The 14,169-nt window shown below is 35.1% G+C and carries 14 protein-coding genes and 4 pseudogenes; 14 read left to right on the forward strand and 4 right to left on the reverse strand.

What is annotated here, in order from left to right:
- Nucleotides 1-42 precede the first annotated feature (42 nt).
- Together hemE and ACFELZ_RS00010 are read left to right on the forward strand one after the other, a co-directional pair.
- Nucleotides 43-993: pseudogene (gene hemE, locus ACFELZ_RS00005) on the forward strand (uroporphyrinogen decarboxylase); the annotation flags it as partial.
- Between the two features lie 92 nt (nucleotides 994-1,085).
- Nucleotides 1,086-2,279 carry a pyridoxal phosphate-dependent aminotransferase gene (locus tag ACFELZ_RS00010; RefSeq protein ID WP_375316228.1) on the forward strand — a complete coding sequence of 398 codons (1,194 nt, stop codon included), beginning with the start codon at nucleotides 1,086-1,088 and terminating at the stop codon, nucleotides 2,277-2,279.
- A 53-nt stretch (nucleotides 2,280-2,332) separates the two neighbouring features.
- On the opposite strand, the gene ACFELZ_RS00015 is transcribed toward ACFELZ_RS00010, so the two are convergent.
- On the reverse strand, nucleotides 2,333-2,821 hold the full coding sequence (locus ACFELZ_RS00015) for a hypothetical protein (RefSeq protein ID WP_375316229.1): 489 nt from the start codon (nucleotides 2,819-2,821) through the stop codon (nucleotides 2,333-2,335).
- Between the two features lie 513 nt (nucleotides 2,822-3,334).
- On the opposite strand from ACFELZ_RS00015, the gene ACFELZ_RS00020 reads away from it, so the two are divergent.
- The 4 genes from ACFELZ_RS00020 (at nucleotide 3,335) to ACFELZ_RS00035 (ending at nucleotide 7,446) form a co-directional block, all read left to right on the forward strand.
- Entirely contained in the window at nucleotides 3,335-4,543 is a 1,209-nt protein-coding gene (locus ACFELZ_RS00020; RefSeq protein ID WP_375316230.1) for an MFS transporter, read from the forward strand.
- Between the two features lie 46 nt (nucleotides 4,544-4,589).
- Nucleotides 4,590-5,867 carry a serine hydroxymethyltransferase gene (glyA, locus tag ACFELZ_RS00025; RefSeq protein ID WP_375316231.1) on the forward strand — a complete coding sequence of 426 codons (1,278 nt, stop codon included), beginning with the start codon at nucleotides 4,590-4,592 and terminating at the stop codon, nucleotides 5,865-5,867.
- A 615-nt stretch (nucleotides 5,868-6,482) separates the two neighbouring features.
- Nucleotides 6,483-6,845, forward strand: a complete 363-nt coding sequence (locus tag ACFELZ_RS00030) for a helix-turn-helix domain-containing protein (RefSeq protein ID WP_375315796.1) — start codon at nucleotides 6,483-6,485, stop codon at nucleotides 6,843-6,845.
- 19 nt (nucleotides 6,846-6,864) lie between these two features.
- The gene (locus ACFELZ_RS00035) at nucleotides 6,865-7,446 is read left to right on the forward strand and encodes an IS630 family transposase (protein ID WP_375316720.1); all 582 of its coding nucleotides are present in this window, start codon (nucleotides 6,865-6,867) and stop codon (nucleotides 7,444-7,446) included.
- On the opposite strand, the gene ACFELZ_RS00040 is transcribed toward ACFELZ_RS00035, so the two are convergent.
- Nucleotides 7,404-7,568, reverse strand: a complete 165-nt coding sequence (locus ACFELZ_RS00040) for a hypothetical protein (protein WP_375315781.1) — start codon at nucleotides 7,566-7,568, stop codon at nucleotides 7,404-7,406. The two genes, ACFELZ_RS00035 and ACFELZ_RS00040, sit on opposite strands and share 43 nt — an antisense overlap.
- A gap of 3 nt (nucleotides 7,569-7,571) precedes the next feature.
- Nucleotides 7,572-7,769 (reverse strand): transposase, encoded by a 198-nt coding sequence (locus ACFELZ_RS00045; protein WP_375315805.1) that lies wholly within the window; start codon nucleotides 7,767-7,769, stop codon nucleotides 7,572-7,574.
- Nucleotides 7,770-8,118: 349 nt separating this feature from the next.
- On the opposite strand from ACFELZ_RS00045, the gene ACFELZ_RS00050 reads away from it, so the two are divergent.
- The 5 genes from ACFELZ_RS00050 (at nucleotide 8,119) to ACFELZ_RS00070 (ending at nucleotide 10,473) form a co-directional block, all read left to right on the forward strand.
- Entirely contained in the window at nucleotides 8,119-8,616 is a 498-nt protein-coding gene (locus ACFELZ_RS00050) for a hypothetical protein (protein WP_375316232.1), read from the forward strand.
- Nucleotides 8,617-8,689: 73 nt separating this feature from the next.
- A complete protein-coding gene (gene dxr / locus ACFELZ_RS00055) occupies nucleotides 8,690-9,853 on the forward strand; it encodes a 1-deoxy-D-xylulose-5-phosphate reductoisomerase (protein WP_375316233.1) in 1,164 nt (387 codons plus the stop codon).
- 126 nt (nucleotides 9,854-9,979) lie between these two features.
- Entirely contained in the window at nucleotides 9,980-10,177 is a 198-nt protein-coding gene (locus ACFELZ_RS00060) for a transposase (protein WP_375315805.1), read from the forward strand.
- 3 nt (nucleotides 10,178-10,180) lie between these two features.
- Complete coding sequence (locus ACFELZ_RS00065; protein WP_375315781.1) at nucleotides 10,181-10,345, forward strand: hypothetical protein; 165 nt, start codon at nucleotides 10,181-10,183, stop codon at nucleotides 10,343-10,345.
- 17 nt (nucleotides 10,346-10,362) lie between these two features.
- Complete coding sequence (locus tag ACFELZ_RS00070) at nucleotides 10,363-10,473, forward strand: hypothetical protein (protein WP_375316721.1); 111 nt, start codon at nucleotides 10,363-10,365, stop codon at nucleotides 10,471-10,473.
- Here ACFELZ_RS00070 and ACFELZ_RS00075 read toward each other — a convergent pair.
- Nucleotides 10,470-11,268 (reverse strand): annotated as a pseudogene (locus ACFELZ_RS00075) (IS982 family transposase). The gene ACFELZ_RS00070 and the pseudogene ACFELZ_RS00075 overlap by 4 nt on opposite strands.
- Before the next feature lie 87 nt (nucleotides 11,269-11,355).
- Between ACFELZ_RS00075 and ACFELZ_RS00080 the strand changes: the two are divergent.
- From ACFELZ_RS00080 to ACFELZ_RS00090, 3 genes and pseudogenes are all read left to right on the forward strand, one after another.
- A pseudogene (locus ACFELZ_RS00080) lies at nucleotides 11,356-11,478 on the forward strand (IS982 family transposase); the annotation flags it as partial.
- A gap of 219 nt (nucleotides 11,479-11,697) precedes the next feature.
- Entirely contained in the window at nucleotides 11,698-13,599 is a 1,902-nt protein-coding gene (locus ACFELZ_RS00085) for a hypothetical protein (RefSeq protein ID WP_375316234.1), read from the forward strand.
- Between the two features lie 275 nt (nucleotides 13,600-13,874).
- Nucleotides 13,875-14,066 (forward strand): annotated as a pseudogene (locus ACFELZ_RS00090) (helix-turn-helix domain-containing protein); the annotation flags it as partial.
- Nucleotides 14,067-14,169 lie beyond the last annotated feature (103 nt).

The raw sequence follows: 14,169 nt of genomic DNA on the forward strand, positions 1-14,169 counted from the left end.
TGGAAAGCAGCAAAATAACAATAGTAGAAGTTATCAAACAAAATGAGCCAGGTGAAAGAGTGCCTATTTGGCTAATGCGTCAGGCTGGCAGGTCTCTTCCTGAGTACCGCAAAGCAGTGGAAAATATGAATAATTTTATGGAGATATGCTACAACACAGATTTAGTGACAGAATTGACGTTACAGCCAGTGACAAGATTTGACGTGGATGCGGCGATAATTTTTTCAGACATTTTAATAATAGCTGATGTTTTAGGTTGTGACGTGAATTTCCTGCGCAATGTGGGCCCGAGAATAAAACCTATAAAGAATCCTAAAGAATTGAAAAGCCCACAAGACATTGAAGCTAAAATTTTACCAATTCTAAACGCTATAAAGAAAGTCAGAAGTCAGCTATCAAAAAAAAAGCCTCTTATAGGATTTGCTGGCGGCCCATGGACAGTAGCTTCATATATCATAGAAGGTGGAAGCAGCAAAACTTTTTCCAAAGTATTAAATTTTTACCCTTCGTATTTGAAGGAAATAATTGAACGAATAACGGAAGCAACGATTATTTATCTAATTAAACAGATAGAATTTGGAGCAGATGTTATTCAGCTATTTGACAGTAATGCTGGTGCATTATCGGAACCATTGTTTAAAGAATATGTTATCGAACCGACAAAGAGAATTACCTTGGCAATAAAGGATAGATTTTCCAATTTTCCAATAATAGGATTTCCAAGGTCTGCTGGAAATCTTTATAAGGATTACTGCGAACAAACAGGTGTATCTGCAGTAAGTATAGATTATAATGTTCCAATAGAATGGGCGAAAGCGAATCTAAAAATCCCTCTACAAGGAAATCTTGATCCTAATCTTTTAGCCTATAATAAAACGGAAGCAATAAAAGAAGCAAAACTTATAATAGATTGCTTTAGAGATTCACCCTTCATATTTAATCTCGGACATGGAGTACTCCCTGATACTCCAGTTGAAAATATCACTGCGTTGGTGAATTTGGTAAAAAGCTACTAATACAATACACAAAATTCCTAGCTTTTTTGCTGTACAGGGTTTATCATTTAAATTTAGCTTCAGTAAGATATGTCAGACCTTGCAAAAAGAATGTCCCTAATAAAACCATCACCTACGATTGCTGTAACTGATAAGGCAAATAAGTTGAAAAATGAAGGAAAAAAGATCTGTGTTTTAGCTGCAGGAGAACCTGATTTTGATACTCCAGATCATATAAAAAAAGCAGCTATTCAAGCAATAAGTGAAGGTAAAACTAAGTATACTGCTGTTGATGGAACGCGTGAGCTGAAAGAAGCAATAATTAATAAGTTAAGAAGGGATAATAACCTCGAGTACACGTTTAACCAAATCTGTGTTGGTACTGGCGCTAAGCAGGTGTTATTCAATTTGTTTATGGCAACAATTAACTCTGGAGATGAAGTTATTATTCCAGCTCCTTATTGGGTTTCATATGTTGATATGGTAAATCTTTTTGGGGGCTTACCAGTTGTAGTGGAATGCAAACAAAATTTTAAACTGACAGCGGAATTATTGAAAAGCAGGATAACTAAAAAAACTAAATGGTTAATTCTTAACTCACCGAACAATCCTGCAGGAGTTGTGTACACATATGATGAATTGAAAGACATAGCACAAATATTGCTTGAATATCCACATGTGAATGTCGTTACAGATGATATTTATGAGTATATAATATACGACGAAAAGTTTTTTACTATCACTCAGGTTGAGCCAAAGCTTTACAACAGAGTTTTTGTAGTCAATGGAGTGTCAAAAGCCTATGCAATGACAGGCTGGAGAATAGGGTATATTGCAGGTAGAAGTGATGTAGTAAAAGCTATCTCTACGCTGCAGTCTCAGAGCACTTCTAACCCAAATTCGATAGCACAAGCAGCAGCAGCAGCAGCATTAAACGGTGACCATAGTTTTTTGAAAGAAAGAACAAGGATTTTTAAGAGTCGCAGAGATTTTATGGTGAAAAAGCTAAATTCTGCTCCGGGATTATCAGCATCCATTCCGCAAGGCGCATTTTATTTATTTGTCTCGTGTGAAGGATTGCTCAGTAAGAGTACAAAAAGTGGTAAAGTAATAAATAATGATCTCGATTTCACTGAATACCTGCTAGAGGATCATTTAGTTGCTGTGGTTCCAGGAATTGCGTTTGGTCTAGAAAATTTTATCAGAATTTCTTATGCAACCTCTCAGGAACAATTAGAAATTGGATGTGATAGTATTACTAAAGCGTGCCAGGAGTTAAAATGAAATAGACTATCCATAAATTACCCATTTCACCGCGTCAAAAATATTCACTAAGGTTATCTTGAATGTTCTAACTTGTATTTTTCTATGGAAGGCGTTTTTATTGAGTGAACAAGTGTCTTTCTAATATTGAATTCCTCATTTTTTTCATTTCGTTGCAGTAAGTTAATGTTATTTATTTTATTTACTAAATCTTTCCCTTTCTCCAGAGTCTTTAAATCACTTTCGTTAATGTGATGTTCATTGTAAAATTCTGCAACAATTTCTTTTCTTTTCGGGTGAGTATTTAAAAATTCCGACACCTGATGTTTAGCAACAGCTTGAATAAATTTCTTATTAAATCTTGAATCGTTATATAGATTTTCCAAACTTTTGTCATAATGTTTTGCTTCGTTTATAGTGAGTTTTATTATCTCTTCTATACCACTTAGAAGTTTCCTATAAAATTTGTCGTATCTATTGCCTAGCACTTGTGTAGCGAATGTTTGTTCAATGTATTTTGTTATGTAATTTTGCAGTGTGTTGTCTATTGTGCTTATGTTCATCAACCTACCTCAATGTTATATTAACTATTTTACATGTAGAAAGGTTAATATTGAGTTAATAGGGTACTTCTGAAGTCAAATTTTACTGAAAATTATGATATTTAAGATATAATTGTCAACATGAAATAAAAACATAAATAAAATGGATCTTGTAAAAAAAGTGAAGCTCAAGATAAAGATGAATAAAGGTAAAATCATAAATATACTTATCATTTGTGGTGTAATTTTTTTCATATACCTTATTCATGAGCCAGTTGTAGATATGGTAGAAAAAATTGTAAGTAAAATAAAAAGTCTCTTTTAAAAATTGCAAAAGTAAAATAGACTTTTTACATTACCCTCTGCCATACCAATCTGGGATCTAGAAGATTTAGTTAATATGTATAGTTGCTTACACTAGTTATCTATATTAAATTTCAATAGATCGAAATAAATATTTATTAAACTTTGATAAATATTTATTTTGTTTTTTATAACTAAAGTATCTATAATCCTAAATTTTAGCTGAGATTCATGTTGCAGAGGAATTTTTTAATCTGGTTGTTGGTGTCACTGTTTTATGCGTACCAATATATATTACGCGTAATTCCAAACATAATTGCGCCTGGATTGATAACAAAATTTAACATAAGTATTACAGATGTTGGCCAGTTTGGTGGGTTATACTATGTAGGCTATACGCTAGCTCATATACCTGTTGGTCTTTTCCTTGATAGATTTGGGCCAAAATTTGTTTTGCCTGCTTGTATTGTTTTAACATTTACCGGAACATTACCGCTTATATGTTTTGATGAGTGGTATTATTCAATACTTGGCAGAATAGTCGTTGGAATTGGGTCATCCGCTTCAGCAATTGGGCTTTTTAAAGTTGCAAGCATGTATTTTGCGCAAGAAAAATCAGCAAGAATGGCTAGTTTATCCATAATTATAGGAACTTTGGGGGGGATATGTGGCGGATTACCGTTAGACTTCTTACTCAATAAATTTGGCTGGAATTATGTTATCTATACCTTCTCAGCATTCGGGTGTTTACTTGCTCTGTTAATGTTCTTAGTAACGCCTGAAAGCAATGCTCAGCAGGAAAAAGTTAGCATTAGAGACTTAAAAAACATACTTCTCAACAAGCATATTATTCTAATTAGCTTTTTTGGTGGACTCATGGTCGGTCCAATGCAAGGTTTTGCCGATGGTTGGGCGAAAGCATTCTTTTTTGAAGTATATGAAATGAATGAAGACTTGGCGTCTTCTCTCTCTTCCGTAATATTGATAGGAATGTTAACAGGATCATTCTCTTTGGCTTATTTATTGGAAAAGTATAAAAATAAGCATTATGAAGTAATAACTTCATGCTCATTTGCAATGATCGCCGGTTTTCTATTACTTTTTACTCAGATTGGTGGCTTGTATTTTGTATTACCTACGCTTTTTATTATCGGATTTGCATCTGGATATCAAGTAGTTACAATTTATAAAGCACTAAGTTATGTAAATAATAACTTAGTAGGCTTAGCTACATCTGTGTCAAACATGATAGTCATGGGTTTTGGCTATTTTTTTCACACTGGAATCGCAAAAATAATAAATTTGTGTTGGGATAGAACAGTAATACAAGGAAATCCTGTGTATAGTGCTGAATTGCTGATAAAAGCAACATCTATTATTCCTGTATGTTTGCTAATAGCTGTTTTTGGGCTCTTATGGTTAAAAAAGCAGGATAAGTAGTCTTAAAATTGCTTGTGCATCTTAAAATTAAAGCGAGGTTTGATCTATGATAAGTGTTTTAAAAAAAATCTGTGGCTCTAAAAATAGTTTAAAGTCTTTTGATAACGAGGTTTATCAGTTTATAGAAAAAGAGTTACAACGTCAAAAGTCACAATTGCAATTAATTGCATCAGAGAATTTTGCAAGTAAAGCAGTAATGGAAGCACAAGGCTCTTTTCTGACTAATAAATATGCAGAAGGCTATCCAGGCAAAAGGTATTACTGTGGTTGTGAGCATGTGGACAAAGTTGAAAGTCTAGCTATAGAAAGACTTTGTAAGCTGTTCGGTGTTAAATTTGCAAACGTTCAACCTCATTCTGGTTCTCAGGCAAACCAGGCGGTATTTGCTTCACTGCTTACTCCAGGCGATACAATACTTGGATTATCACTGAGTTGCGGTGGACATCTAACTCATGGTGCGGCACCAAGCCTTTCTGGTAAATGGTTTAAGTCAATTCAATATACAGTGAATAAAGACACTTACTTGCTGGATATGGATGAGATAGAAAGGCTGGCACTCAAACATAAGCCAAAATTGATCATAGCTGGCGCTTCTGCTTATCCAAGGAAAATGGACTTCAAACGTTTTCGCAAAATTGCAGATAAAGTTGGTGCTTATTTGCTTGCGGACATTGCTCACTATGCGGGACTTATTGCAGCAGGTGAATATCCGTCTCCTGCTGAATATGCACATGTTATGACTTCCACAACTCACAAAACTTTGCGTGGTCCTCGTGGTGGAATAGTGATGACCAATAATGAAGCACTACACAAAAAAATTCAATCTGCAGTTTTTCCAGGATTGCAGGGCGGGCCACTTATGCATGTGATAGCTGCAAAAGCTGTTGCATTTAAAGAAGCATTAGCGCCAGAGTTTAAAACTTATAGCAAGAAAATCGTGGAAAATGCGAAAGTACTAGCTCAAGAATTGCAAAAGCATGGACTCGACATTATAACCGGTGGCACTGACTCTCATATAGTGCTAGTTGACTTAAGATCGCAGAAATTAACTGGAAAAGACGTTGTAGATAGCCTTGAGAGGGCTGGCATTACCTGCAATAAAAACTCTGTACCATTTGATACAGAAAAGCCAACCATCACTTCAGGGCTACGTTTTGGCACCGCTGCTGAGACAACAAGCGGACTTGAGGCAGAAAATTTTAAAGAGATAGCCAGCCTAGTAAATGAAGTGGTTCAGGGATTAATCAGCGGAAATAGCTCAAGTGTCGAAAAAGCAGTAAAAACTAAAGTTGAAAAGATTTGTAGTAATTTTCCTATTTATTAATTTATGTGGTGTCATCCAAGTAGCTGGTAGAAACGGAAAAAGTTGCTTGACAAGCTTTGCCAGCTCCCTTATTGTAGTATTAAGGGTATTTATGACTCAAAACTTGTTTTTGACCTGCAGGCTCAATGACAAAATTCAGTAAAAAACTTAGGGTATTTTTTGGCGGATTACATAAAATTATAGCGGCTGCATGTCTTTTAAATTTTTTCTACATTCAGCTAAATCGCGCTTAAACTAAGCGTCAGCACATTATTACAGCGCCACTTACAGTAATATAGAGTCAAAACTCGCACCACGGGGCTTCTTTTGCCTTTTTTTCCGCTTAGTAAATTTCTTAATGTTTGTAGCTAAAGCAATTTAAGAGAACGAAAATGGTTTTATTCCAGCGCGTGACGCTGAAATCTAGTCTTTATTATGCAGCCACTTATTTAACAGTTAAGTTTTCTGGATTCAAGTAGTCAAGCTACTCGGATGATACCCTCTTGGATGGAAACCAGTGTCAGCTACTTTCATGACACCGTGACAACCGTCATCCCGCTGCTTGATATAGCTAACCGAAATAAGGTTTCCTCAAAGGAGTGTAAAAAGGTATAATACTGCTTTAATTAAGGTAGAATGATGGCAAAGCCATATAGTGAGGACCTGAGGGAACGAGTTTTAAAAGTGGTTGACGAGAAAAAAATGACTATGGAAGAAGTAAGCAAGATGTTCAAAATTGATAGAAAAACTATATACTGGTGGAGGAAAAGAAGAGAAGAAACAGGAAGTATAAAACCGTCTTCAGGCTACCAAAAGGGACATAGTCATAAAATTAAATACTTAGATGGCTTTGTCAAATTTCTGGATGAAAACCGAGATATTACGGTTGAAAAAATAATTGAAAAATTTGGCAACATGTGCAAAGGCACAGTCTACAATTATCTTAAAAAAGTAAACTATACATATAAAAAAAACTTTTCTTTATCAGGAAAGGAATGAAGAGAAACGCAAGGAGTTCATAAAAAAAATAGAAGGAATAGAAAAAGAAAACTTGATATTCATAGATGACTCTGGAGTAGAAGACAACAGATTTTATGAATATGGGTGGTCTCAAAAAGGCAAGAGGTTATTTGCCGATAAACCAGGGTTTAAAAGAAAGAGGGTAAGCATAATAGGAGCACTAAATGAGGGAAAAGTTAAAGCTTCCTGGGTAATTGAGGGCTACTGCAACAGCGAGATTTTTGATGCTTATGTAGAAAATATACTTGTTCCTATATTAAAACCTGGACAGACTATTGTTCTCGATAATGCAAGCTTTCATAAATCTGCAAGAACGAAAAATTTGATAGAAAATGTTGGGTGTAAAATTTTGTTCTTGCCGCCATACTCACCGGATTTAAATCCGATTGAGAAGTTCTGGTTTGCCATTAAGCATGCCATAAGAAAAGTGCTGCCAAGCTTTTGGCCCAATATTAATTCGGCTATTGATTTTGTCTTTCAGCTCTCGGGGAAATCTTACTTCGGTTGGCTATACAACGATGTGGCGCTTTCTACCCTTTACTTTCTTGCCAGCATCATATCCTCTGGATCCCCTTTTTGAGTAGTTTTTACTGATTGGCTATCTATTATTCCCACTGATGGAGTTTCATTCTTACCAATTATCTCTCTTACTTTTTTAACTAGAAAATCATGAATCTCTTGCCATATTCCACTTTTTTTCAATCGCTAATTACAACTATACACTGTTTTCCATGGTGGAAAATCTTTAGGCAGTTGTCTCCATTGACATCCTGTTCTCATCATATAGCGGATTGCGTTAATAATTGTTCTAATACTATGTTTTCTTGGTCTACCGGTCTTTTTAGGTTCAAAATATAGCTCTATTATCTTCCATTCTTTGTCACTTATATCGCTTGGGTACATTTAAAATATATCTTATAACACACTTCTTAACTCCTTTCTACTTAGTTTGAAGACAGGCTCTAAGACAAATATAATTAAAAGCTCATTAACTGAACAAATAAGCTGCTAGGCAGGTTTAGGGATTTATTTTAAAACTTTTGGCATTCGGCGCCTTGATGCTTTACCACAACGCTTTTGTTAAAATCTGTCATCTGGAAAATGATAGTTTTTCAAATTGTCGGTAAATCTAAGTCAGTTTAGCTATATATAGGATGACAGAAATTGTTTGTATTAGCTATATTCAAAAGCTCTATTGATATTTTGCAATATTTGTGATAAAATAATAGCTTAAGGTTGAGAGTAAAAATTTATGAGTGAAGCTCAAGGTCCAAATATTGCAGAATGGCAAGCGCAGCAGCAACACCAAGAAGCCGCTGGTGAGAAAAGTGGTTTTGGTCTTGGTCATAGTGACTCTGTTTCAACAGTCGTGGATGGAATGAAATGGTTGTTCAACTTTCATGAAGGAGCAATTGCTGCTTATAGTAACGTGTTTGAAAGTTTGGTAAGTGGCAGTAGTTTAGTAACACTGTTTGGAAAATCAGGTAATATGTTTGGCATAAAATTTCTTGAAAGCCTTGGAGAACATTTTTCAGGCGGAGGTGGGGGAGATATGCCATCAGAAGGAATGGATATGGCTCATGGTGATGAGGGACCTCACTCAGATGATTACCCTCATGCCAATAATGAAATGGCTCATAATGCTGATGGTTTGCAAGACATGCATGATGCAGGTGATCATCATGGTCAATCTTTTTCACCTGATCCTTCACCATCTGTTGGCGATGACCACGGGCATGAACTTGGTTAAACGCTTAAAAACTGCTGAATAGTATGCGAGAAGGCCTAATAAGAAAGGTTGCTATTGTTATGAGTTTGTCTTAGTGAAAAAGGTTGCAGTTTTAGGATCAACAGGAAGTGTTGGAAAAAAGACTGTAGATTTGCTCTCAAGGAGAAAAGAAGAATACCAAGTGGAAGCACTAAGTGCCCATTCAGACTTTGCTCTACTGGCACACCAAGCAAAACTGCTGAATGCAAAATACGTTGCTATCTCCGATGAAAGGTTTTACGAAGATTTAAGAGAAAACCTACTTGGTACAGACGTAAAAATAGCAATTGGCGCTACAAATATTGCTACCATACCTGTTGATCTCTCAGTTGTTGCAATAATTGGCATTGCAGGCCTTGAACCAGTTATGCACATCATAGAAAGCGGTACTAAAGTCATTGCACTAGCAAACAAAGAAAGCATTGTTTGCGGTGGAAAGTTATTACTCAAAAAAGCTAAAGAAAAAAACGTACAAATAATCCCTATCGACTCTGAACACAACGCAATTTTTCAAGTTTTGCAAAATGACGACAAATGCGTAGAAAAGATCATACTTACTGTTTCTGGTGGACCATTCTTAAACTATAGTTCTGAGCAATTAAGAAATGTCACGGTAGATCAGGCGCTTAGTCACCCCACTTGGAATATGGGAAGGAAAATCTCAGTTGATAGTGCAACAATGATGAATAAGGCACTAGAGATAATAGAAGCACATAACTTGTTTAACATCAGCCCGGATAAAATTGAAGCAATAGTGCATCCTGAGTCAATAGTACATGGAATTGTAACTTATAAGGATGGGTTCAACTTTGCTGTGCTTGCAGAAACTGACATGGCAATTCCTATTTCATATGCTTTGTCTTGGCCAGAAAGATCAGCTTTAAATCGTAAATTAGATTTTACAAAGCAAGGAAATTTGACCTTTCAAGAACCAGACCATAAGCGTTTTCCTGCGCTAAAGCTTAGCATGGCAGTGTTAAACTCTTCTGCTCCACAAACAAACAGTATTGTGCTCAATGCTGCAAATGAAATAGCTGTTAATGAATTTTTGAAGTCACGAATTGGCTTTTTAAAAATAGTAGAGGTAGTGGAATCAACAATGGAAAGTTTTGATAGTTACACTGATATTAATTCACTATCTGATATAATAAATATTGATTGTGAAAGTCGTATTATTGCTAATAAAATTGTTGAAAGTAAAGTTGTTGCGTATAGCTAGAGTAATGTAACCAGACTGCATTCTGTGATTTTAGCAAAACACGATCTTTCATTTGAGCTTTCTTCAGAGCCTGTCTTCAAACTAAGTAGAAAGGAGTTAAGAAGTGTGTTATAAGATATATTTTAAATGTACCCAAGCGATATAAGTGACAAAGAATGGAAGATAATAGAGCTATATTTTGAACCTAAAAAGACCGGTAGACCAAGAAAACATAGTATTAGAACAATTATTAACGCAATCCGCTATATGATGAGAACAGGATGTCAATGGAGACAACTGCCTAAAGATTTTCCACCATGGAAAACAGTGTATAGTTGTAATTAGCGATTGAAAAAAAGTGGAATATGGCAAGAGATTCATGATTTTCTAGTTAAAAAAGTAAGAGAGATAATTGGTAAGAATGAAACTCCATCAGTGGGAATAATAGATAGCCAATCAGTAAAAACTACTCAAAAAGGGGATCCAGAGGATATGATGCTGGCAAGAAAGTAAAGGGTAGAAAGCGCCACATCGTTGTAGATACTGTAGGTCTTGTAATTGCTGCTGAAGTACAAAGTGCAAGCATTCAGGATCTTGATGGTGCACTAAATCTTTTTGTTCAAACGCGAATTCTGGATTAAGGAAGGAAGAAAGTATAGGAAATAGAAGGCTTTGTGGATTTGATGGAATAGGAAATGAGAGTAGAAAAGATATGAACCAAAAAATTAACAGGGGATCTATGGCGAGTGTGTTCAATTTCTAGTCTATTTTTTAGGTAACCAAAAACAGTCTCCTTTTTTCACGTTGGTAACAAGTTTCAAACCTCGGTCAAACAGCTTCTGAAAAAGCTCTTTTGCAATATAACCTTTGTCACCAAACAAAAGACCGATTAATTTTTCCGTCAGATTTGGCACAGGTATCCTATCATCAACATTGCCTTTTGTTAGCGTAAGTGCATGAATTTCAACATTTTCATTGATTACCATATGTAATTTGAAACCAAAAAACCAGCCGTAAGTGCTCTTGCTTAATTTTGCAATTCCAGCAAAAACTTTGTTTTTGGATATTCTTTTTGCATGACAAACTGCAATGGGAGTTGTGTCTATATATGAAATTCCAGTGTTTTCTGACTGTCCACAAAGCCAATGCAACAACATTGCTAAATGCCACAAAACCCTAGGCTTTAGAGCAACAAACCTGGTATATGAAGGTAACTTTGGAAACTCTGATTTGTAGAGCAACGTTAGGTAATGTAGATAGAAAGTTTTACACGGAGATTGTTGATATAGCAGGATTATTGTCATGATTTCGGAGTGCTCAATTTCCGTTGTTCTTGTGGGGTTTTTACCATTTGGCAGTAGTTTATCTGCAAAATTTTTCTCTATATCTCTGCAAAAATCATCGACCAAACAAAACAGTTTTGTTATATCTTCCATGGGTAACCTCATCTATTTTTTTATCACTGCTGAGTTTACCCTGTTTTCTTGCCTCTTCTATTCTCCTTTAATCCAGAATTCACGTTAGAAATTGAACACACTCGCCATAGATCCCCTGTTAATTTTTTGGTTCATATCTTTTCTACTCTCATTTTCTATTCCATCAAATCCAAAAAGCCTTCTATTTCCTATACTTTCTTCCTTCCTTAATCCAGAATTCGCGTTAGTAATCCTAGTTTTGGTTTTAGTATTTTTGTTTGTATTGTACTCATTTCTAACACTCCTTATTTTTATTATTCTTAACTTACTTTTTTAAAGTGTCAGATCAAGTCCTATTTAATACAATTTAAGAGAAATACCGATGTTGTGGAGTGAGCAGTTGAAGAAATTTTATGGGTAGTGCTTGATTGAGAAATTAATAAGTTATTAATGAAAAAAGTATATAGAAGTAAATATTGTAGAGGAAGAAATATAATGCTACAGTTCAAAAATATCGAAAACAGGAAAAATATAACATATGAGTTGGCAAGTGATAATAGCGGGTTAACAAATCAAGATAAAGAAAAGCTTTTTAAGCTATTCAAAAAGGTAGAAGAGGGTAAAAGTATTAGTGAAAAATTGAAGAAGCGTAATTACAACACACGGAAACTTCTGACAGAAAAAATAATTTACAAGGATGAGAAAAAGGAGGGGACTCTGACACTACTGTGCCAATCTATTTTCTATAACAATAATCAAGCTTTTCATATGCTTTTACAAGAAGCAATAAATCAAGGAATCTTACAGGATGTTCTTAGTGAGAAATTGATCCAAAAATTGCCAAATGGTCTAACAATAACTTACACAGCACTGGTATCCTGCATATTAGAGGAAAATAGTAAAGCTATTAGAACAGTTCTAGAAGCTTCTAAAAAGGATGGTATTTTAAAAGAAATTCTCAACCAGAAAGTGAAAGTAGAGAAAGCAGAAAGCCAAGAAATAAGCTATACACTACTTGACTATGCTAATAAACACAATTGCAAAGAAAGTGCAAAGATTCTTAAGGAATTTGAAGAAATTCTAAATATAGAAGTTAAAAATGATATGCATATAAGTGATAATGCTGAGGTAGTATCTACTAGATGTGAAGATGCCAACAAAGGCAGTAAAGATTCTGAAATATATGAACCTATGTTTGCAAGCAGTGAAGACGCTCAAAATATTTCAACAGAAGATGCTATAGATCAAACACAAGGGGTCAGTATTCCCTTAACCACTTTTACTGAGATTGTGAAAAGTGATCAAACACAATCGTGCTCTTATAGCAAATCTAGAAAAGGAGGCGCTGCGAACGAAGAATCATTAACAGAAATAAAGAATAAAAGAAAATTAATCAAAATTGATAGAGAATTAAGAGATAATTTAACACGGGAAAGTAAAGCTATAGGAACTGACGCTCAATCACATAAGGATATTAATAAAGATAAAGAAGATTTTCAACTGATATTTGAAAACAAGGAGAGAGCTGAAACCGAGGTTCCTCTTCCTAAAGAAAAAATGGTGTCAACAAGAAGACTAATACCATTAGATCCAGTATTATTAGACGACGAATATATAGGTAATGTTAATCTAACAATGATAGAACATGCTGAAGAAAAAGTGATGTCAACAAGAAGACTGATAAAAGTAGATAGGTCATTATTAGACAATGAAGATAACAAAGACTTTCAACTGACATTTGAAAACAAGGAGAGAGCTGAAACCGAGGTTCCTCTTCCTAAAGAAAAAATGGTGTCAACAAGAAGACTAATACCATTAGATCCAGTATTATTAGACGACGAATATATAGGTAATGTTAATCTAACAATGATAGAACATGCTGAAGAAAAAGCGATGTCAACAAGAAGACTAATAAAAGTAGATAGGTCATTATTAGACAATGAAGATAACAAAGACTTTCAACTGACATTTGAAAACACCAAAAAAGCCCAAAACTCCTCAATAAAAACTGCTGTGCAAGGACGCAATATTTCTGGTAGCTTTCCTTTTCGAAAATGTTTTAATAGTGATGCTGGAGGCAAAGAAGAAAATCCATCAACAAAAGCAATACAGCAAAAACGAGCAATCCTGGCTGGTAGTGTTGGAGTAGTATTATTGGTGGGTAGTGTTGCATCCTATATTATGAAAATGCATGTAATAGCGGTAATTGGCGGGATTGTTGGATTAGCGTGTATAGGTTTTGCACTGTATAAGCCAAATACCAAATTTGAGAAAGTGAAAGGTGTGGAAGTGTGCCGTAGAGATGCAAAGGATGTTTGTATAGAACAAGCTAGTGCAAAAGCTACGCAATAGATGAGGGAGGGCCCCTCGGAGCCGGTTTACAAGAGCAGGCTTCAAACTACCATAAGCTGCTTTGGTCAAGAGTCAAGGTAGTGAGCGTTATGGAAAAGGCGCAATTATGCGTCATGTATGAAATAGGAAGGCGAATGAAAATGAACCACTGAAGAAGTGTCGAAATTTCCATGAACGACATTAAAACTAAGTGCTTTCTACACTGTATTAAATAGGACTTGATCTGACACTTTAAAAAAGTAAGTTAAGAATAATAAAAATAAGGAGTGTTAGAAATGAGTACAATACAAACAAAAATACTAAAACCAAAACTAGGATTACTAGAGCTAGCAAAACAATTAGGAAATGTGTCTCAAGCGTGCAAAGTGATGGGATACTCAAGAGATACATTTTATCGATTCAAGGAGTTATATGAAAATGGGGGAGAAGAAGCATTACATGAAATAAGTAAGAAAAAACCGCTATTAACGCGAATTCTGGATTAAGGAAGGAAGAAAGTATAGGAAATAGAAGGCTTTGTGGATTTGATGGAGTAGGAAATGAGAGTAGAAAAGATATGAACAAAAAGGG

It is taken from the genome of Wolbachia endosymbiont (group A) of Colletes cunicularius (assembly GCF_964264715.1).
GTDB lineage: Bacteria > Pseudomonadota > Alphaproteobacteria > Rickettsiales > Anaplasmataceae > Wolbachia.

Bases quoted from the DNA above. Each gene is read 5' to 3' on its own strand.
- ACFELZ_RS00050 (WP_375316232.1), top strand. From the start codon at position 8,119: ATGAGTGAAGCTCAAGGTCCAAATATTGCAGAATGGCAAGCGCAGCAG.
- ACFELZ_RS00045 (WP_375315805.1), bottom strand. From the start codon at position 7,769: ATGTACCCAAGCGATATAAGTGACAAAGAATGGAAGATAATAGAGCTA.
- ACFELZ_RS00020 (WP_375316230.1), top strand. From the start codon at position 3,335: ATGTTGCAGAGGAATTTTTTAATCTGGTTGTTGGTGTCACTGTTTTAT.
- ACFELZ_RS00010 (WP_375316228.1), top strand. From the start codon at position 1,086: ATGTCAGACCTTGCAAAAAGAATGTCCCTAATAAAACCATCACCTACG.
- ACFELZ_RS00030 (WP_375315796.1), top strand. From the start codon at position 6,483: ATGATGGCAAAGCCATATAGTGAGGACCTGAGGGAACGAGTTTTAAAA.
- ACFELZ_RS00060 (WP_375315805.1), top strand. From the start codon at position 9,980: ATGTACCCAAGCGATATAAGTGACAAAGAATGGAAGATAATAGAGCTA.
- glyA (WP_375316231.1), top strand. From the start codon at position 4,590: ATGATAAGTGTTTTAAAAAAAATCTGTGGCTCTAAAAATAGTTTAAAG.
- ACFELZ_RS00085 (WP_375316234.1), top strand. From the start codon at position 11,698: ATGAAAAAAGTATATAGAAGTAAATATTGTAGAGGAAGAAATATAATG.
- ACFELZ_RS00015 (WP_375316229.1), bottom strand. From the start codon at position 2,821: ATGAACATAAGCACAATAGACAACACACTGCAAAATTACATAACAAAA.